This is a genomic window from Frankia sp. RB5, assembly GCF_059816245.1.
This window is the reverse complement of record NZ_JCBATA010000020.1, coordinates 94,697-119,161: the sequence shown is the minus strand read 5'-3', so window position 1 is coordinate 119,161 and position 24,465 is coordinate 94,697. Positions and strand designations below refer to the sequence as shown.

16 protein-coding genes are annotated in these 24,465 nt (G+C 74.1%); 5 read left to right on the top strand and 11 right to left on the bottom strand.

What is annotated here, in order from left to right:
- The first annotated feature begins 671 nt into the window (after positions 1–671).
- Complete coding sequence (mftE, locus tag AC6EXY_RS13175) at positions 672–1,466, top strand: mycofactocin biosynthesis peptidyl-dipeptidase MftE (RefSeq protein WP_101830231.1); 795 nt, start codon at positions 672–674, stop codon at positions 1,464–1,466.
- On the top strand, positions 1,463–2,341 hold the full coding sequence (locus AC6EXY_RS13170) for a mycofactocin-coupled SDR family oxidoreductase (RefSeq protein WP_101830230.1): 879 nt from the start codon (positions 1,463–1,465) through the stop codon (positions 2,339–2,341). The genes mftE and AC6EXY_RS13170 overlap by 4 nt, the downstream gene beginning before the upstream one ends.
- Positions 2,342–2,443: 102 nt before the next feature.
- Here the strand turns inward: AC6EXY_RS13170 and AC6EXY_RS13165 are convergent, their stop codons facing one another.
- From AC6EXY_RS13165 to AC6EXY_RS13155, 3 genes are all read right to left on the bottom strand, one after another.
- The gene (locus tag AC6EXY_RS13165; protein WP_243407170.1) at positions 2,444–3,556 is read right to left on the bottom strand and encodes an ROK family protein; all 1,113 of its coding nucleotides are present in this window, start codon (positions 3,554–3,556) and stop codon (positions 2,444–2,446) included.
- 203 nt (positions 3,557–3,759) lie between these two features.
- Positions 3,760–4,722 (bottom strand): electron transfer flavoprotein subunit alpha/FixB family protein, encoded by a 963-nt coding sequence (locus AC6EXY_RS13160; protein WP_101830228.1) that lies wholly within the window; start codon positions 4,720–4,722, stop codon positions 3,760–3,762.
- A 13-nt stretch (positions 4,723–4,735) separates the two neighbouring features.
- The gene (locus AC6EXY_RS13155) at positions 4,736–5,521 is read right to left on the bottom strand and encodes an electron transfer flavoprotein subunit beta/FixA family protein (RefSeq protein WP_499818662.1); all 786 of its coding nucleotides are present in this window, start codon (positions 5,519–5,521) and stop codon (positions 4,736–4,738) included.
- Between the two features lie 585 nt (positions 5,522–6,106).
- Between AC6EXY_RS13155 and AC6EXY_RS13150 the strand changes: the two genes are divergently transcribed.
- Together AC6EXY_RS13150 and AC6EXY_RS13145 are read left to right on the top strand one after the other, a co-directional pair.
- A complete protein-coding gene (locus AC6EXY_RS13150) occupies positions 6,107–7,522 on the top strand; it encodes an NsdA family TPR-like regulatory protein (RefSeq protein ID WP_499818663.1) in 1,416 nt (471 codons plus the stop codon).
- Between the two features lie 81 nt (positions 7,523–7,603).
- Entirely contained in the window at positions 7,604–8,674 is a 1,071-nt protein-coding gene (locus tag AC6EXY_RS13145) for an endonuclease/exonuclease/phosphatase family protein (protein ID WP_101830225.1), read from the top strand.
- A gap of 6 nt (positions 8,675–8,680) precedes the next feature.
- Here AC6EXY_RS13145 and AC6EXY_RS13140 read toward each other — a convergent pair whose 3' ends face one another.
- Positions 8,681–9,457, bottom strand: coding sequence for an enoyl-CoA hydratase/isomerase family protein (locus AC6EXY_RS13140; protein WP_101830224.1), 777 nt, complete (start codon positions 9,455–9,457; stop codon positions 8,681–8,683).
- Positions 9,458–9,813: 356 nt separating this feature from the next.
- Between AC6EXY_RS13140 and glgX the strand changes: the two genes are divergently transcribed.
- Entirely contained in the window at positions 9,814–12,138 is a 2,325-nt protein-coding gene (gene glgX, locus AC6EXY_RS13135; protein ID WP_499818668.1) for a glycogen debranching protein GlgX, read from the top strand.
- Positions 12,139–12,145: 7 nt separating this feature from the next.
- Here glgX and glgP read toward each other — a convergent pair whose 3' ends face one another.
- The 7 genes from glgP to AC6EXY_RS13100 form a co-directional block, all read right to left on the bottom strand.
- Positions 12,146–14,722 carry an alpha-glucan family phosphorylase gene (glgP, locus tag AC6EXY_RS13130; RefSeq protein ID WP_101830223.1) on the bottom strand — a complete coding sequence of 859 codons (2,577 nt, stop codon included), beginning with the start codon at positions 14,720–14,722 and terminating at the stop codon, positions 12,146–12,148.
- Positions 14,723–14,917: 195 nt separating this feature from the next.
- Positions 14,918–16,948, bottom strand: coding sequence for an acetate--CoA ligase (gene acs / locus AC6EXY_RS13125; protein ID WP_499818669.1), 2,031 nt, complete (start codon positions 16,946–16,948; stop codon positions 14,918–14,920).
- 256 nt (positions 16,949–17,204) lie between these two features.
- A complete protein-coding gene (locus AC6EXY_RS13120; protein ID WP_499818664.1) occupies positions 17,205–18,101 on the bottom strand; it encodes a sucrose-6-phosphate hydrolase in 897 nt (298 codons plus the stop codon).
- The gene (locus AC6EXY_RS13115) at positions 18,101–19,285 is read right to left on the bottom strand and encodes a cysteine protease StiP family protein (RefSeq protein WP_499818665.1); all 1,185 of its coding nucleotides are present in this window, start codon (positions 19,283–19,285) and stop codon (positions 18,101–18,103) included. The genes AC6EXY_RS13120 and AC6EXY_RS13115 overlap by 1 nt, the downstream gene beginning before the upstream one ends.
- On the bottom strand, positions 19,282–20,667 hold the full coding sequence (locus tag AC6EXY_RS13110; protein WP_499818666.1) for a phosphoribosyltransferase family protein: 1,386 nt from the start codon (positions 20,665–20,667) through the stop codon (positions 19,282–19,284). The genes AC6EXY_RS13115 and AC6EXY_RS13110 overlap by 4 nt, the downstream gene beginning before the upstream one ends.
- Positions 20,664–21,878, bottom strand: coding sequence for an HpcH/HpaI aldolase/citrate lyase family protein (locus AC6EXY_RS13105; protein WP_101832725.1), 1,215 nt, complete (start codon positions 21,876–21,878; stop codon positions 20,664–20,666). Before AC6EXY_RS13105 ends, AC6EXY_RS13110 begins: the two co-directional genes overlap by 4 nt.
- A 325-nt stretch (positions 21,879–22,203) precedes the next feature.
- Positions 22,204–23,904, bottom strand: coding sequence for a glycoside hydrolase family 26 protein (locus AC6EXY_RS13100; RefSeq protein ID WP_499842344.1), 1,701 nt, complete (start codon positions 23,902–23,904; stop codon positions 22,204–22,206).
- Between the last annotated feature and the right edge of the window lie 561 nt (positions 23,905–24,465).

Below are 24,465 nucleotides of genomic sequence, written 5' to 3'. Positions count from 1 at the left end.
TGATTGCCACTTTCTCACCTTATCGCACCGTCCGCAGGCCCTGTTCCTCGGGGGGTCTATGCCCCCTCGGAGGAAGTGTGGTCCAACGCGACATCGGACTCCGTGGAGTTCGGTGGGGCGACGAAGAAGAACTATACACGAGTAGAGCCGCCGTGCACGGGCACGCGGACATAACTTTCTGACACCGCCAGTGACGGTGCGCCACCCCCGCCGGCTCCCGAGGCGGACCCCTCCGCCACCGATGCCGCACACGGCCCGGTCTCCCGAACCATTCCTCCCAACGCCGCGCGGTCCCGCGAGATTCCCCGACCGGCCCCCGACGCCCGGCCCGCGGGACAGCGGCGGGCAGGACGTCCTGGTAAAGAACCGGTACCCGGCCCCTGCCACCGCCAAACCCGTGCGGGCCGAAAGCTGTCCGAACGCGCCCTGGGCACGCGCGCGCTCGTCCACGCGAGCCGGCACCCCGGCCTGTGCCCGGCGCCGAGAGACGCGCGAGATGCGCACCGAGGCCGCGTCCCACCGAGCGCGGCCACGCCGGCGACGGTTCGACCCACGGCCGGCCGGCGTGTTGGGATGAACCGACCGACCACCGCCCCACCCACGCGTACCGGACGAGCACGATCCGCCCGTCCTCTCCCGGGCGAGGCACGGCTGGACAGCAGGGGGAGGACATGGCGGCGCTCGGACGGTCGACCTGGCCCGAGCTGGCCGGTACCCGGCCCCTGGTGCTGCTGCCGCTCGGCAGCACCGAGCAGCACGGGCCGCACCTCCCCCTGGACACCGACACCCGGATCGCGCGTGCGGTCGCCCGCGGGCTCGCCGACCGGCTGACTCCCCTGCTTGTCGCGCCCGCCCTGCCGTTCGGGGCGAGCGGTGAGCACGCGGGGTTCGCCGGCACGCTCTCGGCGGGCACCGAGGCGCTCGCCCACCTCCTCGTCGAGATCGTCCGATCAGCCGACGACACGGCCGCGGCGGTGGTCCTGGTCAACGCACACGGCGGAAACCTCGACGCACTGCGCGCGGCGTCCCGGACGCTCGCGCTGGAGGGGCGACCGGTCCATCTGTGGTCACCGAGCGCCGCGCTCGCGGCCACGGTCGGCGTCCCGGCGGCGGACCGCGACCTGCACGCGGGCCGCGCGGAGACGTCCCTGCTGCTGCACCTGGCACCGGAGCTCGTACGCCTGGAGCGGGCCACGGCCGGCGTGAGCCCGCCACTGGCCGACCTGATCGCGCGGGGAGTCGCCCCGCTGAGCCCGTCGGGTGTGCTGGGCGACCCGGCCGGCGCATCGGCGGCGGAGGGAGCCCGGCTGCTCGAGGCCTACGTGCAGGACGCCGTCGACCGCCTCCTGCGCTGGGCCCGGCGGCGGGGACTCCCGGTGGCGCACCCGCCGGCGGCGACGGCACCGGGGACGGCGACGGCCTCAGGGACCACGGCCATGACATCAGGGACTGGAGAGCAGACATGACGGCCGAACCCGACGGACGCCCGGACGTGGCGACGGCGATCCCGGGACCAGCGGCGGCTTCGGAGACGGCGGCGGCTTCGGAGACGGCGGCGGCTTCGGAGACGGCGCCCGTGGCGTTGGTCACGGGCGCCGCGCGGGGCCTGGGCGCCGCCGTCGCGGCCGTGCTCGACGCGGCCGGGTACCGCCTCGTCCTGGCCGACATCGCGCTGCCGGCACCACCCACCGCGGGGTATCCGTACTCCACCCGCCCCGACCTCGACGCCGTCGCCGCGGCGTGCCGGGACGCGGTCGCGGTGACCGCCGACATGCGCAGGCAGGCTGATGCCGACGCGGCCGTCGCCGAGGCACTGGACCGGTTCGGCCGGCTCGACACCGTCATCGCCGCCGCGGGGGTCATCGCCGGTGGTCCCCCGGTGTGGGAGACGTCGGACGAGGCCTGGGAGACGCTGCTCGACGCGAACCTCACCGGGGTGTTCCACGTCATCCGGGCGGCCGTGCCGGCGTTGCTCGAGGCGCCCGCCGGCCGGTTCGTCGCCGTGTCGTCCGCCGCCGGCACCCGCCCACTACCCCGCCTCGCCGCCTACTCGGCGAGCAAGCACGGCGTCGTCGGCCTGGTGCGCAGCCTGGCCGCGGACCTCGCCGGCACCCGGGTCACCGCGAACGTGGTGTGCCCCGGTTCGATGGACACGACGATGCTCGCCGAGACGGCGCGAATCTACGATCTGCCCGACACCGACGCGTTCACCGGGCACGCCTACCTGCGCCGCCTGCTGCGGCCCGAGGAGGTCGCCACCGCTGTCGGCTTCCTGTGCTCGCCGGCGGCGAGCGGGATGACCGGCTCCGTGCTGGCCGTGGACGCCGGCTTCACCGGCTGACCGCGCCCCGGCCGACTGCATCCCCGGTCGACTGCATCCCCGGTCGACTGCATCCCCGGTCGACTGCCGGCCGGGGATCGGCGCGACCCCGCTGGGCGTCGGTCAGTCGGGCCAGCCGTAGCGGCCGGGAGCGAGCACGAACGCCGCGGCTCCGCGCAGCGCCGCACCGGCCGGATCCGCGCTGGGCAGGATCCGCAACCGCCGGACGAAGCCCAGGCCGGCGTGCCGGTCGAAGCCGTCCAGCAGGGCATCCCAGAAGACCGGTCCGGACTGGGCGAACCCGCCGGCCACGACGGCAGCGTCCAGGTCGAGCAGGCTCGCGCTGGCGGCGATGCCGGCGCCGACCGCCGTGCCGGCCCGGCGAAGCTCGCGGCAGGCGATCACGTCACCCGCCGCGGCGGAGGCGGCCAGCGCACGGCCGTCGGCGGGCTGGTCGTCCCCTGGGATCCAGCCGGCGGCCAGCGCGCGGCGCACGGCCCGCGGACCGGCGGCGATCGCCTCGACGCAGCCGCGCCCGCCGCACGGGCACGGCGGGCCGTCCGTCTCGACAGGTACGTGGCCAACGTGGCCGGCCTGGCCGGAGCTGCCGTGCAGCAGGCGGCCGTCGAGGATCAGACCGCCACCGACACCGGTGGACACGGTGACGGTGAGCAGGTTGCGCACGTCGCGACCCACGCCGCGCCAGTGCTCGCCCACTGCGAGCGCGATTCCGTCGTTGTGGACGAGCACCGGCAGCCCGGCGAACAGCTCGCGCAGCCGCGCTCGCAGCGGGAAGGCCCGCCAGGCAGGGATGTTCAGCGGCGAGACCTCCCCCGCCGGCCATCGCATCGGCCCGGCGCAGCCGCACCCGACGCCGGCGAGATCGGCCAGGCCCGTTCCGGCCGCGGCCATCGCCCGCTCGGCGCACTCCCGCACCGCGGCGAAGACCGACTCCGCGCCCGGGAGCTCCGCCGCGGCCGCGGCCGCGAGCATGCTCCCGCCTCCCGTCCCGCCCTCGGCGCCCGCCGCGATCCCGGCACCCACCTCGGTCCCAGCCTCGGCACCCGTCTCGGTCCCGGCCCTCGCCTCGATCTCGGCGCCGGCAGCACCTGCCGTGCCCACGGGCCGGCGCGCCGAGCCCAGCAGCGCGCCGTCGCCGTCGACGACCGCGGCCGCGATCTTGGTTCCGCCGATGTCGATGGCGAGCGCGTACGGCTTCGGCGATGGTGCGGACATCGTGTCCTCCACTCTCCCTCCAGGCATTGATCCCGGTCCCCGAACCCGCCGCCCACGATGGACGGCGACGGCATCCCACGGCACGCGCCGCGACGACACCGCGGGGCGACGGCACCGAGGAGCGGGGAAACGGCGACGGCCGGGCTCCGCCCGTTCCGGCGTGCGGAACGGGGGAGGCCCGGCCGTGGCGACCAGGGGCTGGGTCAGCCCGCCTTGCGCTTCTCGATCTCCGCGGTGAGCTGCGGGACGACGTTGAACAGGTCGCCGACCAGCCCGTAGTCCGCGAACTCGAAGATCGGCGCCTCGGGGTCCTTGTTGACGGCGACGATCGTCTTGGAGGTCTGCATGCCGGCCCGGTGCTGGATGGCGCCGGAGATGCCGACCGCGATGTAGAGCTGCGGTGACACGGTCTTGCCGGTCTGGCCCACCTGGTTCTGGTGCGGGTACCAGCCGGCGTCGGTGGCGGCACGTGAGGCGCCGACGGCCGCGCCGAGGGTGTCGGCGAGCTTCTCCACCAGCGCGAAGTGCTCGGCGGCACCGAGACCGCGGCCACCGGAGACGACGACCTGGGCCTCGGTGAGGTCCGGGCGGCCCGACTTGGCCTCGACGACCCGGTCGACGACCTTCGCGCCCTTGGCGGCGTCGGAGAGCGCGACCTCGACGGTCTGCTCGGCCGGCGTCGACGGGGCGGCCTCGGGGGCGGTGGAGTTCGGCCGCACGACGACGACCGGCACGCCCTTGGTGACCTTCGAGGTGACGATCGTCGAACCGCCGAAGATGCCCTGGGTGGCGACCAGGTCGGCGGACAGCGCCGTGGCGTCCCAGATGAGACCGGAGTCGGTCCGAGCGGCGACGCGGGCGGCGATTTCGCGGGAGTCCGCGGTGGCGGCGACGAGCACGGCCGCCGGCGAAGCCTCACCGACGAGCTTCGCGAGGATCTCGGCGGCCGGGCCGCCGATGTACCCCGCGATGTCGTCGGACTCCGCCACGTACACCTTGGCGGCGCCGTACTGGGCGAGGTACTCCTTCGCCTTGGCGTAGGTGCCCGGCGCACCGAGGAAGACCGCGGCCGGCTCGCCGAAGGTGCGGGCGAGGGTCAGCAGCTCGGCGGTGACCTTCTTCGGCTCACCGTCGGCGTGCTCGACGAGTACGAGAACTTCAGCCATCGAACAAAACCCCTCAGATGAGCTTCTGCGCGGCGAGGAACTCCGCGACCTTCGTTCCGCCGTCGCCCTCGTCCTTGACGATGGTGCCGCTGGAGCGGGGCGGGGCGGGCTCGGCCGTGACGACCGCCGACGCGGCGCCGGCGAGGCCGACCAAGGCGGCGTCAAGGCCGGCGTCGGCGGCGGTCAGGGTCGTGAGCGGCTTCTTCTTCGCCGCCATGATGCCCTTGAACGAGGGGTACCGCGGCTGGTTGATCTTCTCGACGACGCCGACCACCGCGGGCAGGCTCGCCTCGACGAGCGCGTAGCCGTTGTCGGCGAGGCGCTCGATCGTGACCTTGCCAGCGGCCGGGTCGACCGTGACCTTGCGGGCCTGGGTGAGCTGAGGCAGCGCGAGACGCTCCGCCAGCAGGGCACCGATGACACCGCCTCGGGCGTCGGACGCCTCGGACGAGGTGATGACGATGTCCGGGGACAGCGTCGAGATCACCTTGGCGAGCGCGGCGGAGGTCGCCAGCGCGTCCGACCCGTGCAGCGCGTCATCGCTGAGGTGGACCGCCTTGTCCGCGCCCATCGACAGGGCCTTGCGGATCGTCTCGACCGCCTTGGCGGGACCCATCGTGACGACGGTGACCTCGCCCCCGTGCGCTTCCTTGATCTTCAGGGCCTCTTCGACCCCGTACTCGTCCATCTCGTTCATGACGTTGTCGACGCTCTTGCGGTCGACCGTCCTGTCCGCAGCGTCGAGCTTCTTTTCCGCCCAGGTGTCGGGTACCTGCTTGACGGTAACGACGATGTTCACGCCTAGGGGCCTCCGTAGCCAACATCAGATGTCAGTGCTCTTGACATCGTCGCATCTGGGACGGTCACGCGCTCGATGATCGCCTGCGTGACGCGGACCGCACCGACGCCCTGACCTGGAACGCCTGGCCGAGCACGGGCAGCGGCTACACGCCGTCACCGAGATTAGTCCGTGCACCCCGCCGGAGCCATCCGCAGTGACGGGGCTATCACCACCGACCCGGCGTGCTCGACCTGCCCCGGCCCCCAGCCCCGACCGCCGTGCGGCGCGCGTGCGACCGGCGTGGCACGGCTGCCGCCATGCTCATCCCGCCCGCCTCATATGCACATGCATACGTCGATCGCAGATGCTCGATGGTCAACCATCACCCAGCGGATCGACAAGATCCACGGAACAGACTGCCGGGCGCCAAACGTTGACCAGAGTCCTCGGTCCCGGATCGCTGTGCATTCCGGCCACCTTCTGCACGCCCTCTTCCCCTATTCGTGATCGATCCACTACTTTCTGCCCCAAGCGCGGAGCACGCGCGAGCCGATCATGACTTAGGAATCCCTAACCAGCAAGCCGATCTTCGACGGGGGAAACATGTCGAACAGGATGCCGGGAGAGCCGCCGGAGGAACCGTCGGGCACCACGATGTTCGCGCGCCTACTGCGCGAGGCCGGAGTGTCCGACACGAGGTTCGCCTGCCAGGTCAACACGCGGGCCCGCCAGCAGCGCCAGATCGAGCTGGGCCTGGCCCGCACGACGGTCGGCCACTGGCGGCGCGGCATGCGCCCGCGGGACCCGATGGTCGCCGAGCTCGCGGCGGCCGAGATGTCGGCGGCCCTCGGCTACCCCGTCCTGCCCACCGACCTCGGCTGGCGCGGCGAGTCCTACCGGCATGACGACCTGGGCCTGACCGGGGCCAACGTCCCCGTCGAGACGCTGCGCACGCTGGCCGGCCTGTCCGGGCGCGACCTGCGCCGCCGCGACGTGCTGCAGGAGGGGACGGCGTTCATCGCGACCGCGTTCGCCGACCCGGTGCTGTCCAGCCTGACCGGCGTCATCGACCGGATCACCGGGAGTGAGCAGCCGGCGGCCGGCAGCGGCACACTGGTCCGGGACGTGACGGACACCTTCCGCAAGCTCGACGCCAAGTTCGGCAGCGCCGAGATCCGCCCGCAGGTGGTCACCTTCCTGCACGACCAGACCCGCGCGGCCCGCGAGCACCGGCCCAACCCGGACCTGTTCAGCGCGCTCGCCGAGCTCACCCAGTTCAGCGGGTGGCTCGCGCAGGACAGCCGCCGGCCCGCGCTCGCCCAGCGCTACTACATCCAGGCCCTGAGCCTCGCCGAGCACGCGGACGACGCGATGCTCGCCGGCCGGGTGCTGTCGGGGATGAGCGACCAGGCCGCCCAGCTCGACCATCCGCGCCAGTCCCTCGCGCTCGCCCGGGCCGCGCTCAACCGCTCGCTGAGCCACTCGACGTACACGGTGCGGGCGATGCTGTACGACAAGCACGCGTGGGCACTGGCCCGCAACCGCGACGAGGCCGGCTGCCGGCGGGCCCTGGACCGGATGGACGCGGCGATCTCCCGGGGCGGCGACGGCGACGAGTCCCCGCCGTGGGCCGGCCACTACAACGCCGGCGACGCCGCCGAGTGCCGCGGCCACTGCATGCTGCTGCTCGGCCGGGCCCGGGAGGCCCAGGAGAGGCTGCTCGAGGCGCGCGCCCTGCAGCGCGCCGCCCGCGCCCGCACCCGCAGCTACGCCGAGGCCGACCTGGCCCTGACCTACCTGCGCCGGGCCTCACCGGACCTGGAGGGCGCGCTGGAGGCCGGCTACCGCGCGGTGCGCACCGCCGGGCAGGTCTCGTCCCAGCGCATCGCCCGCAAACTGGCCGAGCTGGACACCGCCCTCGGTGAGCACCCCACCGTCGCTGTGCGGGAGTGGCGGGAGCAGGCCCGGCCGATGCTGGAACCGGCCCGCCGGGCGGCCGGGGGGCAGGGGGCCGCCTGACCCACGCGGCACGCCGGCCGGCGGGTGAGCCACGCGTCACCCGCCGGCCGCGCCGCGGCGCGGACCAGGCACCCTGGAAGGGTGACCTCCGCGAAGGAATCCGGTCGAAGCACGCCGGACGTCCCCTCCCCCGACCCGGCGGGCGACATCCCGGTCGCCGCCGCCGAGCCGCGCACCCCGGCACTCCCGCCGGTCTCCGCGGTGATCACCGTGCTCGCCTGGATCGTCGCGGCGGTCCTCGGGCTCGTCGCCCTCGGCCGGCTGGTCCACCTCGACGACGCGCTCGACTGGCCGTACACGGCGCTCAACGCGCTGACCCCGCTGCTGTACCTGCCGGCGTACGTCACCCTGGCGGTGGCCTTCGCGCTGCGGCGCAACCTCCTGCTGATCCTGTCGGTGCTGCTGGTCGCGATGCACCTGTTCTGGGTCGTGCCGGAGCTGCTGCCCGGCGACGGGCAGGACGCCGCGCCCGGCTCGGCCCGGCTGCGGGTGATGTCGGCGAACCTGCTGTACCGCAACGCGCACGCCGACCGGCTCGGCGCGCAGATCCGCGCGGCCAATCCGGACGTGCTGGTGCTCGTCGAGGTCTCGCCGCTGACGCTCGCCCGGGTCGGCTCCACCGGCGCGCTGGACGCCTTCCGCTACCGCGAGGTCCGCCCCGGCCAGGGGGCCTTCGGCGCCGCCATCTACTCGCGCTTCCCACTGCGCGACGCCGCCGCGCCGACCGTTGGCGGCTCGATGTCGCTGCGGGCGACCGTCGAGGTCGACGAGAACCGGCGCTTCGTCCTCTACGCCGTGCACACCATCTCGCCGACCTCGGGGCCGTACACCACCCGCTGGCGCCAGCAGCTGACGGCGCTGCGCCACGACGCCCGCGGCGCCACTCTGCCGGTGCTGATGGCGGGTGACTTCAACGCCACCCGCGACCACCGCCCGCTGCGCCAGCTCGTCGACGCCGGGATGCGGGACGCGCACGACGTCGTCGGCGGCGGGTGGGATCCGACGTGGAACGCCAGTGGCGTGATCGTGCCGCCGGTGCTGCGCATCGACCACGTGCTCGCCTCGCCGGCGTTCGCGGTCACCGGCTTCGAGGTCGGCCGGGAGTTCGGCAGCGACCACCTTCCGGTGATCGCCGACCTGGCCATGCGCTGAGGTGGGTCAGCGGCCGACGAACTGCGCCTTGCCGGGGCCCTGGCGGACGAAGGAGTCCATCCCGATCCGCTGGTCCTCGGTGCCGAACAGGCCGGTGAACAGCGCCGACTCCAGCCGCAGCGCCTCGGACAGGGCGAGTTCCGCGCCGTCGTCGATCGCCTGCTTGGCCGCCGCCAGCGCCATCGCCGGGCCGCCGGCGTAGCTCTCGGCGATCTGGCGGGCCCGCGCGTACACCTCGCCGGGGGCGACGACGGCGTCGGCGAGGCCGATCCGCTCGGCCTCGTCGGCCCGCACCTGGCGACCGCTGAAGACGAGGTCCTTCGCCCGCGAGAGCCCCACCAGCCGGGGCAGCCGCTGGGTGCCGCCGGCACCGGGGATGACCCCGAGCTGGATCTCGGGCACGCCGATCTTCGCGTTGTCCGCCAGGACCCGCACGTCCGCGCACAGCGCGAGCTCCAGCCCGCCGCCGAGCGCGTACCCGGTGACCGCCGCGACGACCGGCTTGGGCAGCCGCGCGATCGTCTCCAGGGTGGAGCTGAGGTCGCGGACCCAGGAGGAGATCTCGGCGATGCCCATCGGCGCCATCTCCTTGATGTCGGCGCCGGCGGCGAACACCTTCTCCCCGCCGTAGAGCACGACCGCCCGGATCCGCCCGTCGCCGGCGGCCTGCAGGGCGGCGGTCCGCAGCTCGGCGGTGAGCTGCGCGTTCAGCGCGTTCATCGGCGGCCGGTCCAGCCGGATGGTGCCGATGGAACCGTCGACCTCGAGCCGAACGACGCTCATGTGGGGAAGTCCTCTCGCCGATGGGTCCCGCGCCGCGCGCCGGGATTGTCGCTGGTCACGATAGGACGACCGGAGCTGATCTTCATCGCGCCGAGGCCGGCGGCCGGGCGGCCGGGCGGCGGGGACCCGGGCGGGGTGGTCCGAGTCGGTGACCGGACGGTGGAGGCGAGATGTCCGATCGGCCGCCGGTGGGCGCCCGCTCGGTTAGCGTCACCGGGGTGTCCGACGCCGGCGGCAGCATCCGCACCTCCGCAGTGCCCTCCAGCTCCACAGTGCCCTCCAGCTCCACAGTGCCCTCCAGCTCCACAGTGCCCGCCGCGGCGTCCGCCCGCGCCCGCGCCGGGGAGCCGGCCGCGATGGGTGCGGGGGTGTCCGCGCCGCTCGGGGTTCGCTTCGACGGCACCGGGGTGAACGTCGCCGTCGCCGCGCCCGGTGCGGACGCCGTCGAGTTCTGCCTGTTCGACGCCGCCGGGGCGGAGACCCGCCACCGCCTGCCGGAGCGCGACGGCGAGGTGTGGCACGGCCGCCTCGCCGGCGTGCGGCCCGGGCAGCGGTACGGCCTGCGCGCGCACGGACCGTACGATCCCGACCGCGGCCAGCGCTACAACCCGGCGAAGCTGCTGGTGGACCCGTACGCCCGGCTGCTGACCGGGGCGCTGCGGCCCGACCCGGCAATCTACGGGTACGTCGGCGGCGACCCGTACGGACACGAGCCGGACCCGCGTGACTCGGCGCCGTTCGTGCCGCGCTGCGTCGTCACGGCGCCGGACGGCTGGCCCGGCCCGGGGGGGCAGCGGCCGGGGCCGGCCGGCGGCGGGCACGGGCATCCCGCGGCGAACCGGCCCGGCACGCCGTGGTCGCGCACCGTCGTGTACGAGGCGCACGTGCGCGGCCTGACCCGGCTGCATCCGAGGCTGCCGCCGCGGCTGCGCGGCACCTACGCGGGGCTGGGACATCCGGTCGTCGTCGGGCATCTGCGCCGGCTGGGGATCACCGCCGTCGAGCTGCTGCCGGTGCACGCCTTCGTCTCCGAGCCGACGCTGCTGGAGCGCTCGGCGACGAACTACTGGGGATACAACAGCCTGGCCTTTCTCGCCCCGCACGCCGATTACGCGGCGAGCGACGACCCGATCGGCGAGTTCCAGGCGATGGTCGCCGCGCTGCACGCCGGTGGCATCGAGGTGCTGCTCGACGTCGTCTACAACCACAGTGCCGAGGGCAGTGAGCGGGGGCCGACCCTGTCGCTGCGCGGCCTCGACAACCCGGCCTACTACCGGGTGGAACCCACCGACCCACGCCGCTACCGCGACGTCACCGGCTGCGGCAACACCCTGAACATGACCAGTCCGCACGTGGTGAAGCTGATCTGCGACTCGCTGCGTTACTGGGTCACCGAGATGGGCGTCGACGGTTTCCGCTTCGACCTGGCCACCGCCCTCGCCCGCAACCCGGACGCCTTCGACCCGGCGGCCGGGCTGCTCACCGCGATCCACGCCGACCCGCTGCTGTCGTCGGTGAAGCTCATCGCCGAACCGTGGGATGTCGGCTGGGCCGGCTACCAGGTCGGTTCGTTCCCGCCGCCGTGGGCCGAGTGGAACGGCCGGTTCCGCGACACCGTGCGCGACGTCTGGAACGGCCGGACCAGCGGGGTCGCCGACCTTGGCTACCGGCTGACCGGGTCGTCGGACCTGTTCGAGCACTCCGGGCGCCGGCCGTGGGCGTCGGTGAACTTCGTCACCGCGCACGACGGGTTCCCGCTGGCCGACCTCGTCTCCTACGACCACAAGCACAACGAGGCGAACGGCGAGGGCAACCGGGACGGCGAGTCGGACAACCGCTCGGCGAACCACGGCGCCGAGGGGCCGACGGACGACCCGGCGATCCTCGCGACCCGCCGGCGGGTGCGCCGCGGGCTGATCGCCACCCTGCTGCTGTCCGCCGGGGTGCCGATGCTGGTCGCCGGGGACGAGTTCGGCCGCTCCCAGGGCGGCAACAACAACGCCTACTGCCAGGACAACCCGGTGTCCTGGCTCGCCTGGCCGGACGGCGCGACGTGCGGCGGCGCGGCCCGCGGGGCGGGCGATCCCGCGGGACCGGATCCGGCGGCGGGTGGCGCGGCGGGCGATCCGGCGGGACCGGATCCGGCGCTGCCGCGGCTGGTCGCCGGGCTGCTCGCGCTGCGCCGCGAGAACCCGGCGCTGCGCCGGGACCGCTTCTTCCACGGCGGTGACTCGGTGCCCGGCCGGCTCGCGGACATCACCTGGCTGCGCCCCGACGGCGCGGTGATGTCCCAGGCCGACTGGAACGCCCAACGGCTGGTCACCCTCGTCGCCCACGTCGCCGCGCATGACGACGCCCGCGACGGTCCCGCCGACACCGTCCCCGGATCCGGCCGCCGAGGCGGGCGCGAGCGAGGCGGGCGTGGTCGCGGGCGCGGGCGCGGCGGATCCGGGCAGCCGGGGCTGCTGATCGTCATCCATCCGGACGGGGCCGACACGACGGTGGCGCTGCCGGGCGCGCCGTGGGCGGACCGGCTGGAGCTGCTGCTCGACACCGCCGACGACGACCTCGCCGGTTTCCCGGCCACCGCCGCCGCACCCACGCGCGTCCTGCCCGGCGGCGCGCCGCTGGCGGTGGGCGCCCGCAGCGTCGTGCTGCTGCGGGCGCATCCACCGGCCTGAGCGGAACCTACGGGTTGGCGACCAGGCCCAGCTCAGCGACGCTCGCGGTCAGCGGGTGGTGCGGCAGCACCCGCACCGTGTAGCCGAACGGGCCGGTGCGCCCGAGCGGGATCGTGCCCTCATAGCGGTGCGCGCCCTGGGTCTCGCCGTCGCCGGCGGGCCGCAGAGACAGCGTCGCCGAGGCGAGGATCCGGTCGGACTGGTCGACCCGGCCGTAGCTGACGAGGACGTCGACGTCCGACGGGGCGAGCCCGCCGAGGTCGATGGTCGCCCGCACCACCAGCGACTGCCCCACCTGGGGGGTGTCGCCGAGGCCGGCGGAGTCGACGTTGAGCACCCGCACCCCGCCCCAGGCGGCGCGCACCCGTCCCTTCCAGGCCGCGAGGTCGCGGGCGCCGTGCAGGCCGTCGGCGGCCGCGGCCCGGGCGGACACCCCGGCGGGCACGTAGTACCGCTCGACGTACTCCTGCACCATCCGACTGGCGAGCACCTGCGGCCCGAGGGTCGACAGGGTGTGCTTGACCATCGCCGTCCAGCGCCGCGGCGCGCCGGCGGCACCCTCCGCGGCCCCGCCGCGGTCGTAGAACCGCGGCGCCACGGTGTTCTCCAGCAGGTCGTAGAGGGCGGTGGACTCGATGTCGTCGCGCCGGTCGGGGTCCTCGACGCCGTCGGCGGTCGGGATCGCCCAACCGTTCTGGCCGTCGAACATCTCGTCCCACCAGCCGTCCCGGATGGACAGGTTCAGGCAGCCGTTGAGCGCCGCCTTCATCCCGGACGTGCCGCAGGCCTCCAGCGGGCGCAGCGGGTTGTTCAGCCAGACGTCCGACCCCGAGTACAGGAAGCGGGCCATGCCGATGTCGTAGTCGGGCAGGAAGACGATCCGGGACCGCACCGCCGGGTCGTCGGCGAACTGGACGATCTGCTGGACGAGCTGCTTGCCGCCGTCGTCGGCGGGGTGGGCCTTGCCGGCGATGACCATCTGGATCGGGCGCTGCGGGTGCAGCAGCAGGCGGCGCAGTCGTTCGCGGTCCCGCAGCATCAGCGTGAGCCGCTTGTAGGACGGCACCCGGCGGGCGAAGCCGATGGTCAGCACGTCCGGGTCGAACACGGAGTCGATCCAGTCGAGCTCGCCGGGGGCGGCGCCGCGCTCCAGCCAGGAGGCGCGCACCCGGCGGCGGACCTCGGCAACGAGCCGCTCGCGCAGTACCCGCCGGGTGCTCCACACGACGTCGTCGGGCAGCGTGGCGATCTTCCCGAAGCCGGCGGCGTCGTCGGCGAGCAGGGCCGGCCCGGGCTCGCGGTCGGCGAGCTCCAGCACGGCGCGGGAGACCCAGGTCGGCGCGTGCACGCCGTTGGTGACCGAGCCGATCGGCACCTCGGCGGCGTCGAACCCGGGCCACAGGCCGGCGAACATCTCCCGGCTGACGATGCCGTGCAGCTTGCTCACGCCGTTGGAGCGCTGGGCCAGGCGCAGCCCCATATGGGCCATGTTGAACACGTTCGGGTCGGCCTCGACGCCGAGCTCCAGAATCCGCTCGACCGGGACGCCCGGCCACGAGTTGTCCCCGCCGAAGTGGCGGCCGACCAGGTCGCGCGGGAAGCGGTCGATGCCGGCGGGCACCGGGGTGTGCGTGGTGAACAGCGTGCCGGCGCGGGCGGCCTCGAGCGCCTCGTCGAAGCTCAGGCCGGTCTCGACGAGCTCGCGGATGCGCTCCAGGCCGAGGAAGCCCGCGTGGCCCTCGTTGGTGTGGTAGACCTCCGGCGTCGGCGCGCCGGTGACGGCGGAGTAGGCGCGCAGCGCCCGCACCCCGCCGATGCCGAGCAGCATCTCCTGCAGCAGCCGGTGGTCGGTGCCGCCGCCGTAGAGCCGGTCGGTCACGCCGCGCTCGGCCGGCTGGTTGTCCTCGACGTCCGAGTCGAGCAGCAGCAGCGGGACCCGCCCGACCTGCGCCTTCCAGATCTGCGCGTGCAGGGTGCGGCCCTCGGGCAGGCCGACGGCCACCTTCACCGGCCGGCCCTCCGCGTCGGTCAGCTGGGTCAACGGCAGGCCGTGCGGGTCGATGCCCGGGTAGCGCTCCTGCTGCCAGCCGTCCCGCGACAGCGACTGGACGAAGTAGCCCGCCCGGTACAGCAGGCCGACGCCGATGATCGGCACGCCGAGGTCGCTGGCGGTCTTCAGGTGGTCGCCGGCGAGGATGCCCAGGCCGCCCGAGTACTGCGGCAGCACCTCGGTGATGCCGAACTCCGGCGAGAAGTACGCGATCGCCGCGGGCGCGCCCGGGATGTCCTGCCGCTGATACCACAGGTCGGCGGACAGGTAGTCCTGAAGGTCGCCGGCGGCGAGGTTCAGGCGGCGGACGAAGCGGCCGTCGGCGGCGAGGGCGGCCAGCCGGTCATGGTCGACCTCACCGAGGAGGCGGACCGGATCTCCCTTCGTGGCCCGCCAGAGCTCGGGATCGACCGACTCGAACAGGTCGAGGGTCTCGGGATGCCAGGACCAGCGAAGATTCAGAACCAGTTCCCCGAGCGGAGCGAGCTGCTCCGGGAGCTGCGCACGGACGGTGAACCGTCGTAGGGCTCTCACGAAAAGGTGAGCCTAGACAGTGACGGTGACATGGGCGCACTCGGGTTCGACCAGCGGGTTACGTTCTCCGAACAACTCGCCCCGCACTCGGACGCACGGCCACGATCCTCCGCAGATGCCCGCTCCGGCAGGCGGAAAGTGAGCCGGGCGGCCGGCCCGCTCCCCGCGACCGGCCCACCGTCGGGCGTCCGGCGGCTACTCCTCGTCGGGCGTCGCGCGGACCCGCTCGGCGATGACCGCCATCACGGCCGGGTCGCGCAGCGTCGTGACGTCGCCGAGCTCGCGACCGGCCGCGACGTCGCGCAGCAGCCGGCGCATGATCTTGCCCGACCGGGTCTTCGGCAGGTCGTCGGCCCAGACGATCCGCTTCGGGCGGGCCAGCTTGCCGATCCGGTGGGCGACGTGCTCGCGCAGCTGGGCCTCGGTGGCGTCGTCGCCGGCCCGGTGGCCGGTCAGGGTCACGAACGCGACGATCGCCTGCCCGGTCTGCTCGTCGGGCTGGGCGACGACGGCGGCCTCGGCGACCGCCTCGTGGGCGACGATCGCCGACTCGACCTCGGCGGTGGACAGCCGGTGCCCGGAGACGTTGATGACGTCGTCGATCCGGCCGATGATCCAGAAGTAGCCGTCGGCGTCGAGCCGGGCCGCGTCACCGACGACGTAGGTGGACGGGCCGAACCGGGAGAAATACGTCTCGACGAACCGCTCGTCGTCCTTGTAGAGGGTGCGAAGCATCGACGGCCACGGCTTCGTGATCACCAGGATGCCGGTGCCCTCGGTGACCGGCTCGCCGTCCTCGGTGCGCAGTTCGGCGCTGATGGCGGGCAGCGGGCGGGTCGCCGAGCCCGGCTTGGTCGCCGTCGCGCCGGCCAGCGGCGAGATGAGCACCGAACCCGTCTCGGTCTGCCACCAGGTGTCCACGATGGGGCAGCGGCCGCCGCCGATGACCAGGTGGTACCAGAGCCAGGCCTTCGGATTGATGGGCTCGCCGACGGTGCCGAGCACCCGCAGCGACGACAGATCGTGCCGAGCCGGGTACTGAGGCCCCCACTTGATGCAGCTGCGGATCGCCGTGGGCGCCGTGTAGAACACGGTGACCCGGTACTCCTCGACGATCCGCCACCAGATGTCGTGGTCCGGGTAGTCCGGGGCGCCCTCGTACATGACGCTCGTCGCGCCGTTCGACAGCGGGCCGTAGACGATGTAGGAGTGCCCGGTGATCCAGCCGACGTCGGCGGAGCACCAGTACACGTCGGTGTCCGGGTCGAGGTCGAACACGGCGCCGTGGGTGTGGGTCGCGCCCAGCAGGTAGCCGGCGGTGGTGTGCAGGATGCCCTTCGGCTTCGCCGTCGAGCCCGAGCTGTACAGGATGAACAGGGGATGCTCCGCCGGCAGTGGGACCGGCGGGCAGTCCGGGTCCGCCGCGGCGAGCAGCTCGTCGAACCAGACGTCGCGCCCGGGCGTCATCGGCACCTCGGCGGCGTTCTGGCCCGGGCCGCGCACGACGATGATGCGCTCCAGCGCCGGCAGGTCGCCGAGCTCCGCGTCGACGGCGGCCTTGACCTCGGCGCGGCGGCCCTTGCGCCGCGCCCCGTCGACGGTGATGAGGACCCGGGCGTCGGAGACCTCCATCCGCTCCCGCACCGCGGACGGCGCGAACCCGCCGAACACCACGTTGTGCACGGCGCCGATGCGGGCGCAGGCCAGCATCGCCACGACCACCTCGGGGATCATCGGCAGGAAGATCCCGACGACGTCGCCGGCACGCACGCCGAGCGAGGTCAGGCCGTTCGCCAGGCGCTGCGTGTCGGCCAGCAGGTCGGCGTAGGTGACGTCGCGGCGTTCCCCCTCCTCGCCGCGCCAGTGGAACGCGACCCGGGCGCCGCGGCCGGCGGCGACGTGGCGGTCCAGGCAGTTCGCTGACAGGTTCAGCTCGCCGTCGGCGAACCAGGTGTAGAAAGGCGGGTTGCTGTCGTCGAGCACCTGGGTGAACGGCTTGTCCCAGGTCAGCAGCTCACGGGCCCTGTCCGCCCAGAACGCCACCGGATCGGCGTCGGCCGCGGCCCGGTCGGCCTCGACGTCGCGGCGACGGACGAAGCCGGCCGGCGGGTCGAAGCTCTCCACCCCGAGCAGGCCCTCCAGGGTCGCCTCCAGGCTGCCCGCGGCCTCGCCCGCCGCCGGCCCGTTCGGGCCGGGGATGGCTGCCGCTGCAGGGCTGGCGTCCATGTCGGTCACGGTTCCTCCCGCATCACTGCGCTGTCCGCGTCGTCCTTGGCTGTCCGCGTCGTCCTTGGCTGTCCGCGTCGTCCTTGGCTGTCCGCGTCGTCCTTGGCTGTCCGCGTCGTCCTGGCTGGTCCGCGTCCAGTGTCGCGTGCCCGCGTCGTCCGCGCTCGCTGCCGCGAACCCCGCCGGTCGCCTGCCATGGTCCTCGTCGCGGCGAGCGATCACTGGTCTACCACGAACCCGCGCGTGGAGGTAGCGCTCACCCGTCGATGACGCCCGTGGCCCGCGAGGCGTCCGCGCGCACCCGGCCGAGAAGGATCTCGACCAGCTCCTCCCCCGCGAGCCCGCCGATCGCCGTGGTGACGGTGACGTTCGGCGCCGTCCAGCCCAGTTCCTGCAGCTCCCCGTGGGCGGGCCGGACGGCGAGGTCGGCGGCGAGCAGCATCGGGATGTCCAGGACGGAGTCCCCGGCGGCCAGCAGCGTGCCCGCGCCGGCCCGGCGCGCCACCTCCTCGACGGCCCGCCGCTTCGTCAGCACCCACGGCACCAGGTACACCTTGCGGCCCTGCGCCGACACCGACCAGCCGCCCGCCGAGGCGTCCGCGGCGAAGGCGGTCAGGTCGGGGATCGCCGGCCGCTCGTGCGCCACCAGGTAGACGAACAGGTCGTCGGCGGCGCGCACGGTGCGGGCCCAACCGGGCGCGGCGAACCGTTCGGCGAGTGCGAGCATCTCGGCGAGTGGCGCGCAGGCCGCGGCGACCTCGGCCGCGACCGCCGCCGCCCAGCCAGGATCGGGCACGCCGTCGACGAGCAGGTGCCCGCCGTTCGCGGCGATCGCGTACCGGGGCGCGAGCCCCAGGTCGACCCGGCGGTACTGGGCCAGGGTCCGAGTGGTCACGGGGACGACGAGCGCCTCACGGTCCAGCTCGGCGAGCAGCGCGAGCTCGCGCGCGGTGGCGAACGACAGCGGCGCGCCGTCGAGGCGCTCCACCTCGACCAGCTCCGGCGGCTCGACCAGCTCCGGCGGCTCGACCAGCCCAGGCGGCTCGACGCCGGCGGGCAGCAGCAGCGAGTGGCGGGAGAAGATCAGCGTCTTGTCCAGGTCGAGCGCCACCAGGTGCCCGGGCCCGGCCGCGGGCATCGGGTCGGCGGGCATCAGGGGACGTCCGGGCGCCAGCGGGCGTTCGGGGTGTGGAAGGTCGGCGACGCGCCGACGGGACGGACCAGGCCGACGCAGGAGAACGGCAGGTCGCGCATCTGTTCGACCGGGACGTCGCGGTCCGCGGCGAGCGCCAGCACGTGCGCCAGCTCGTCGACGCGGTCCGGGTCGACGAGGATGCGCCACGGCACCCGGCGCAGCAGCACCCGGGTGGTCTCCCCGACCCCCGGCTTCACCATGATCACGTCCGGGATGTCGTAGGCGGCGGCGATGCGCTCCACCGCGGCCCAGCCGTCCCAGGTCGGACGGCGGTCCGACGCCCACAGCGCCGGCCAGGTCGCGTCCGCCTCGTCGGCGACCGCGTCGAACTGCGCCACCACCGCCTCGACGAAGTGGCGGGACAGGTCGTGCGCGGCCAGGTCGCCGTAGAACTTCGCCCCGTGGAAGTCGTCCGGGCCGATGTGCTCGGCGTTGAGGACCGTCCGGCTGACCAGCCCGCTGACGGTCGAGTTCAGGCAGGCGCTCGGGATCAGGAAGTCGTCGCGGGTGCCGTAGAGCGGCACGCACCGCGCGGGGTCCGCGAGCACGGCGAGGGTGTCGTCCAGGCCGAGGCCCGCGACCGCCTCGGCGAGCACCCGGGTCATCACCCCCTTGCCGGTCCAGCCGTCGACGAACTGCAGCGCCGCGGGATCGAAGCGGGCCGTCAGGTGGCGGACCGCGTTCATGTCCACCCCGCGGTCCTTGATCACGGAGATGGCGTGGTGCGGGGTGTCGAGGCCGTGCCGGAAGGCGTACCAGCGGCGCATGAGGATCCCGACCGGCGTGCCGGCCCGGGCGATCGAGACCAGCGAGGGACGCGGCTTGCGGACCCGGACCAGCTCGGCGACAAGTCCCGTGGCCAGAGCGACGCGCCGCGCCGAGCGCTCCAGCGCCTGGTGGTAGAGCCGCAGGTAGGCGGCATCGGGCTGGTACTCGACCGGCAGGTCCTCCGAGTAGTGCCGGCCCGCCTGCATCGCCTCCTCCCGGTCTTCGGTGGGCCGCTCCAGGTCGACCGCGCTCAGGTCGGTCAGCAGGAAGGTCACGTCCGCCGGGTCGTAGGAGCCCGAGCCGATCGTCGGCCGGCGGCCGACGTCCTCGGCGACGGTGCCAGTGGGGGCCGGTGGGGAGGTCTGGTCGCTCATCGGGACGGCTCCGGTCGGGTCGTCGCCGGCCGGGGCGCCGGGCGGTGGGCGGGCAGGGTGAGCACGGTCACCGGGGCGCAGGGGCGCAGCCGGGCGACGAGACCGCTCGGGTCCGCGACGGGCGCCGGCGCAGCGGCGTCCACCCCCTCGTCGACGACCACGACGATGTCGTCATAGGAGTCGGGACGCACGTTGTAGAGGTGACTGTCGCGGCCCGGGTCGTCCGGCGCCGGGAAGGTGAGCGCGGTGCGGATGGCGTAGCCGTCGACGTCGACGGGATGCACCGGCGAGCGGGTCGTCGACTGGTAGCGCACCTCCCCCGGGCCGCGGCGGGCCAGCGCGTCGGCGATCCGCATCGGCGTGTACATGAGCTCCTCGGTGCCCAGCACGAGCGTGCGGCCCCCCGGCACGGTGAGGGCCGCGCGCACCTGGGCGGCGACGGGTGCGACGGCGCTCGCGAGCCGGCGCCGGTGGGCGGGCGTCCAGCCGTGCCGGGCGCCGTCGGGCAGGTCCGCCGGCCAGTCGGCCGTCAGCCACCGCACGCCGTCGCCGTCCCCCGCCGCGGCGGGGGGGGCATCGGCGTCGGGGGCGGCGGGGGCGAGGCGGGCGCGGACGGCGGCGGCGCGCGCGGTGATGTCGGCGGGCACCGCGACGGTGGCCTCGATCAGGGCGACGACGTCGATCCGCACGCCGAGGTCGGCGGCGAGGTCGGCGAACGCGGCTCGGGCCGGCGCCGGTCGGGCGTCGACCAACGACGCGACGACGTAGTGGCCGCGCGGCGCGTGGTCGTGCAGGATCTGGATCGTGCCGAGCGCGGTGCGCCCGGTCGACAGCTCGTCGTCGACGAGCACGATCGGCCGCGGCGCGCGCAGGATCGCCGGGTCGGCCGGGACCAGCCAGTGGTGCGAGGCGTGGGAGTGCGACTCGGTGAACTCCAGCACCGGCGGTACCCCGGGCAGCTCGCGCCGGGTGGTGTGCAGGTAATGGCTGCCCGCCAGGCCGTCGGCGACCGTGTGCCCGAGCGCCGTCGCCGTCTCGCAGTAGCCGATGACCAGCGGGCCGTCCGCGGCCTGGCCGGCGTCCGCGTCGGCGCCCTGGTCGTCGTCGAGGCCCGGCAGCGCGCGGACGAGGCGGGCGAGCGCCGACCCGGCCGCGAGCGCCTCGGCGGGGGCGACCGGCAGGTGCTTGCCGAGCACCCGGCTGACCAGCAGGTGGGCGCGGCGCGGGTTGCGCCGCAGCGCGAGCCCGACCAGGGCGTCCAGGCCGCCGCCGACCGCGTCGGCCGTCACCTCGACGGTGAGCCCGAGCTCCGTCCACAACCAGCCCTGACGCGGCGGGGCCTGGACGCCGGGTGGGCCGTCCGGCCCGGTACGCGGCGTCACCCGGCCACCTGCGTTCCGTCGGCACGGGCGGCCTGGCTCGCGGCGAGCACCTCGACGAACGTGTCGCCCTCGCGCAGCACGCCGAACGCCCGGGCCCGGCGCAGCACCGCCTGCGCCCAGGCCCGGTGCGGGCCCAGCTCGTTCATCTTGTTCGCGTAGCTGCTCGGGCGGACCCCGCCGGCGTCCCCGTCGAGGATCGCCTCGGCGTCGGCGTACTCCTCCTGGCTGACGACGTGCAGGGCGTGCACGGCCGGGATGTGGCTGGGATGGATCACCGTCTTGCCGATCAGGCCGTTGGCCCGGTCCAGGACGACCTCGCGGATCAGCCGGTCGAGGTCGGAGGAGACGAGGGCGCTGCGCATCCGGATCGCCTCCTCCCGGCCGTCGACCCGCTCGGCCTGCGCGAACGGGGTCACCCGCAGCGAGGAGACGAACAGCCGCTCCGGCTGGGCGAAGTACTCCCACACGGGGCCGGTGACGATGTGCTCGCCGCCGCGGGCGCAGATGTTGACGATGTCCGCGATGCAGTCGCGCACCACGGCGATGTCGTAGATCGTCAGGTCCCGGTCGCGGCGAAGGCCGAACAGGCCGCACAGGTCGGTGGCACCCAGCCGGATCGCGAGCACCTGGTCGGCGTGCTTGTCGACCAGGCGGCGCACGGCGCACAGCGCGTCGACCCGGGTCTCCCGGTTGATCACCGGCGGGCTCTCCAGGACCGGCATCGCCCACAGTGGCCGGCCGATCATCTCCGACGCCCGCAGGACGGCCGACAGCCCCGCCTCGCCGCCCTCCTCCTCGAACTTCGGCAGCACGAACCCGGCCAGGCAGCCCGCCCCCGCCGGGCCCAGCCGGGCGACCAGGTCGGGGATCTGGGCGACGGCCCGCACCCGGACGAACAGCTGCGGCACCCCGGCGCCGGAGCGCGGCGGGTCGCCGGCGAGTTCCCGCAGCGCCGCGACGACGTTCGCCTCGGCGGCGGCGACCTCGGTGTCGGCGATCGAGTCCTCGAGGCACAGCACCATCGACGTCACCCCGGCGGCGGTCTGACGATGCACGTCGCGGGCCAGGTGCGGCCGGGTGCCGGGGGCGTAGAGCGTCGCGCCGAGGGCGGTCGCCAACAGCCGTCGGTCACCGTCGCCGGGGATCTCCTCCGGCGGGCGGTGGAACAGGGTGTCGATCGTCTCGGTGTCGAGGAAGGCGAAATGGCGCAAGCGACGGTCCCCTCGTCCAGACGCGGCGGCGCCGTCCGACCAGCGTCCCGGCTGGCCGCACGCCCGGCCTCCCGGTGGCCGGGTGGGTCGGACGAGATCGTGAAGATCGTGAAACGTCGCCTTTCGGGTGACGGTACCTGGCCGGGGGCGCCTGACGACAGACAATGACATGCGTCAGTTCGCCGACACCGAGTAGTCGCCATTCCGTCATCGGCAGTCCGCTCACCTGCGGGTTCGTTGTCGCGCGGCTCGCGACCACGGCACCGGTCCACGGCATGGCGAAGGGCCGGGACGCGCGTCCCGGCCCTTCGGGCATCGGCGGGGCTCAGGCGGCGCCGAACAGCTTCTTGTACTCGGCGGCCGACTTCGGGTTCTGGCCGCCGTTCGTGATCGTGGAGCAGACGTTGCCCGGCGTCGGGTCGGCGAAGTACGCGTCGTAGCCCATCACGTCACTGGCGGCCTTGAACGTCTCGAACATCTTCTGGATGTAGAACGGGTTGTCGCCACCGCCGTTGCCGGAGCAGGACGCCACCCCCCACTCGCCGACGCCGACCTTCTTGCCGTGCTCCCGGGCGAACCGGATCACGTAGCACAGGCCGTTGACGTCCTCGCACTGCTTGTTCCACGTCGCCTCGTCGCTCGACGGGGGGAAGTGGTCGTAGGAGTCGATGCCGACGTAGTCGACGTACTCGTCGCCGGGGTAGGCGCTCCACGGGCTGTTACCCGAGGGCACCGGCGAGTTGTGAGCGTTGAACGTCCAGTCGATCTTGACCTGCGGGTCGGTCGACCTGATCGCGGCCGAGATCTTCTGGAAGCAGGTGCGGAACGTCGTCGCGTCGGCGTCCGTGTGCCAGTACATGAACGTGCCGTTGAACTCCCAGCCGATGCGGACGATGGAGTCGGCCCGGCCGTGCTGCACCAGGAAGCTGCCGAACTTCGCCCACTGGGAGTCGTAGGCGCCCTTCGCGCACTCGCCGTTGCTGCCCTGGCCCTTCGGATAGGTCGGCTGGCTGATCACCAGCTTGCCCGCGAAGCCCTTGAAGACGTCGACCGGCCAGGTCGGCTCGACGAGCCCACCCCAGCCGGACGTGCGGTCCGTGTAGACGTGGACGAGGTCGTTGGCCCGGCCGCGCCAGTTGCCGAAGTCCTGCAGCGGCCCGAGCGTGTGCGCCTGGAAGCCGGACAGCCACGGCAGGCCGGACTGCGGCCCGGCACCGTCGATGTCGGCCGTGCCGCCGGCGGCCGGGCTGGCGCTGGGGGTGGCACCGGTGCCCGGGGTCTGGGTGACCGGCGGCAGCGAGGGCAGGGCGGTGCCCGACGGGGTCGGTGAGGTGACGTTCGGGGTGGCGGTCAGCGGCGTCGCCGTCGCGCGGATCGACGAGGGGCTCGGCGTCACCGACCCGGCGCCGTGGCGCGGCCACGGGGACCGGGCGGCGCTCGGGCTCGGCGAGACCGGGGTCGAGACCGGGGTCGGGGCCGGGGTCACCGCGGGCACGCCGCTGGCCGGCGAGGCGCTGGCCGTGGGACTCGGCGTCGCGCCGGTCGAGGCGGTGGAGCCGCTGCCGGTGCTGCCCACCGGCAGGTTCGGCAGCGGCGGCGACTGGAAGCCCTGCGCCGCGGCCTCCGGGCCGGTCACGTTGAGGGCGTCGGAGGCGCTGAGGCCGCCCTGGGTCGCCTTCACGTCGACCTTGCCGTTGAAGTCGGCGGGCACCCGGAAGCCGAGAATGAACCGACCGTCACCGTCGGCCTTGATCAACGCGCTGCCGCCGAGCTTCTCCGTCTGGGCGGCGACGGTGACATCCGTGGCGGGGGTGAAGTCGCGCCCGCCGACGAGGACGATGTCCTGGTCGAACAGCACGAGCGTCACGCGGCTGCGCGACTGCGGGGTCATCGTCGTCAGCGGGACGCCCGGCTGCGGCTGGGCGGAGGCGCCCGCCGAGCCCGGGCTCGCGCTCGGCGACGGCGTGCCCTGCGGGCTGGGCGACGGGCTCGGCGACTCGGTCGCGGCGTTGGCCAGTGGGGTCACCGCCTGCAGCAGCCCGGCGACGAAGACCGAGACCAGGCCGAGCCGAGCGCAGGTGCGGACCGGTCGGTGCGGGCGCCGGCAGGCGGCGGGTCGTGATCGGGACAGACGTGATCGGTACAGGAGTGTGCCCGGACGGCCGACCGGAGGGGTTGGTCGGCGACGAGTGGTCGAGGCCATGCTCGCGCGCTGCCTTTCGAAGAGGGCGTGACACAACACACCCGCCGCTCGCGCCGCCAGTCGACTACAGAGCCGCGCCGGATCACGACCGCCTGACGAAACGTCCCCTCCGAACAGGCCGCAGGACGCGACCGCTCAGCGCTCCATCAGGTCCGGCGGCACCTCACGGCGCCGCCACCCGGGCTGCCACCGCCGCCCGGACGTGAAGCCGACCGACCCAGGCCACGCGACCGGGACGGACCGACAGGTGCTCCGGCCCGACGTCGAACACCCATCAGGCCGGTACTGGAACTACGCGTGATGGAACCAATCGTAAGGGGAGTACCGCCGACGAGGAACAGCACCAGGATGAATACTTTCCGTGGTAGTGCCATCATTGAGGAT

Excerpts from the sequence above, each read along its gene's own strand:
- mftE (WP_101830231.1), top strand. The coding sequence starts at position 672 with ATGGCGGCGCTCGGACGGTCGACCTGGCCCGAGCTGGCCGGTACCCGG.
- AC6EXY_RS13170 (WP_101830230.1), top strand. The coding sequence starts at position 1,463 with ATGACGGCCGAACCCGACGGACGCCCGGACGTGGCGACGGCGATCCCG.
- AC6EXY_RS13165 (WP_243407170.1), bottom strand. The coding sequence starts at position 3,556 with ATGTCCGCACCATCGCCGAAGCCGTACGCGCTCGCCATCGACATCGGC.
- AC6EXY_RS13160 (WP_101830228.1), bottom strand. The coding sequence starts at position 4,722 with ATGGCTGAAGTTCTCGTACTCGTCGAGCACGCCGACGGTGAGCCGAAG.
- AC6EXY_RS13150 (WP_499818663.1), top strand. The coding sequence starts at position 6,107 with ATGTCGAACAGGATGCCGGGAGAGCCGCCGGAGGAACCGTCGGGCACC.
- AC6EXY_RS13140 (WP_101830224.1), bottom strand. The coding sequence starts at position 9,457 with ATGAGCGTCGTTCGGCTCGAGGTCGACGGTTCCATCGGCACCATCCGG.
- glgX (WP_499818668.1), top strand. The coding sequence starts at position 9,814 with ATGGGTGCGGGGGTGTCCGCGCCGCTCGGGGTTCGCTTCGACGGCACC.
- acs (WP_499818669.1), bottom strand. The coding sequence starts at position 16,948 with ATGGACGCCAGCCCTGCAGCGGCAGCCATCCCCGGCCCGAACGGGCCG.
- AC6EXY_RS13120 (WP_499818664.1), bottom strand. The coding sequence starts at position 18,101 with ATGCCCGCCGACCCGATGCCCGCGGCCGGGCCCGGGCACCTGGTGGCG.
- AC6EXY_RS13115 (WP_499818665.1), bottom strand. The coding sequence starts at position 19,285 with ATGAGCGACCAGACCTCCCCACCGGCCCCCACTGGCACCGTCGCCGAG.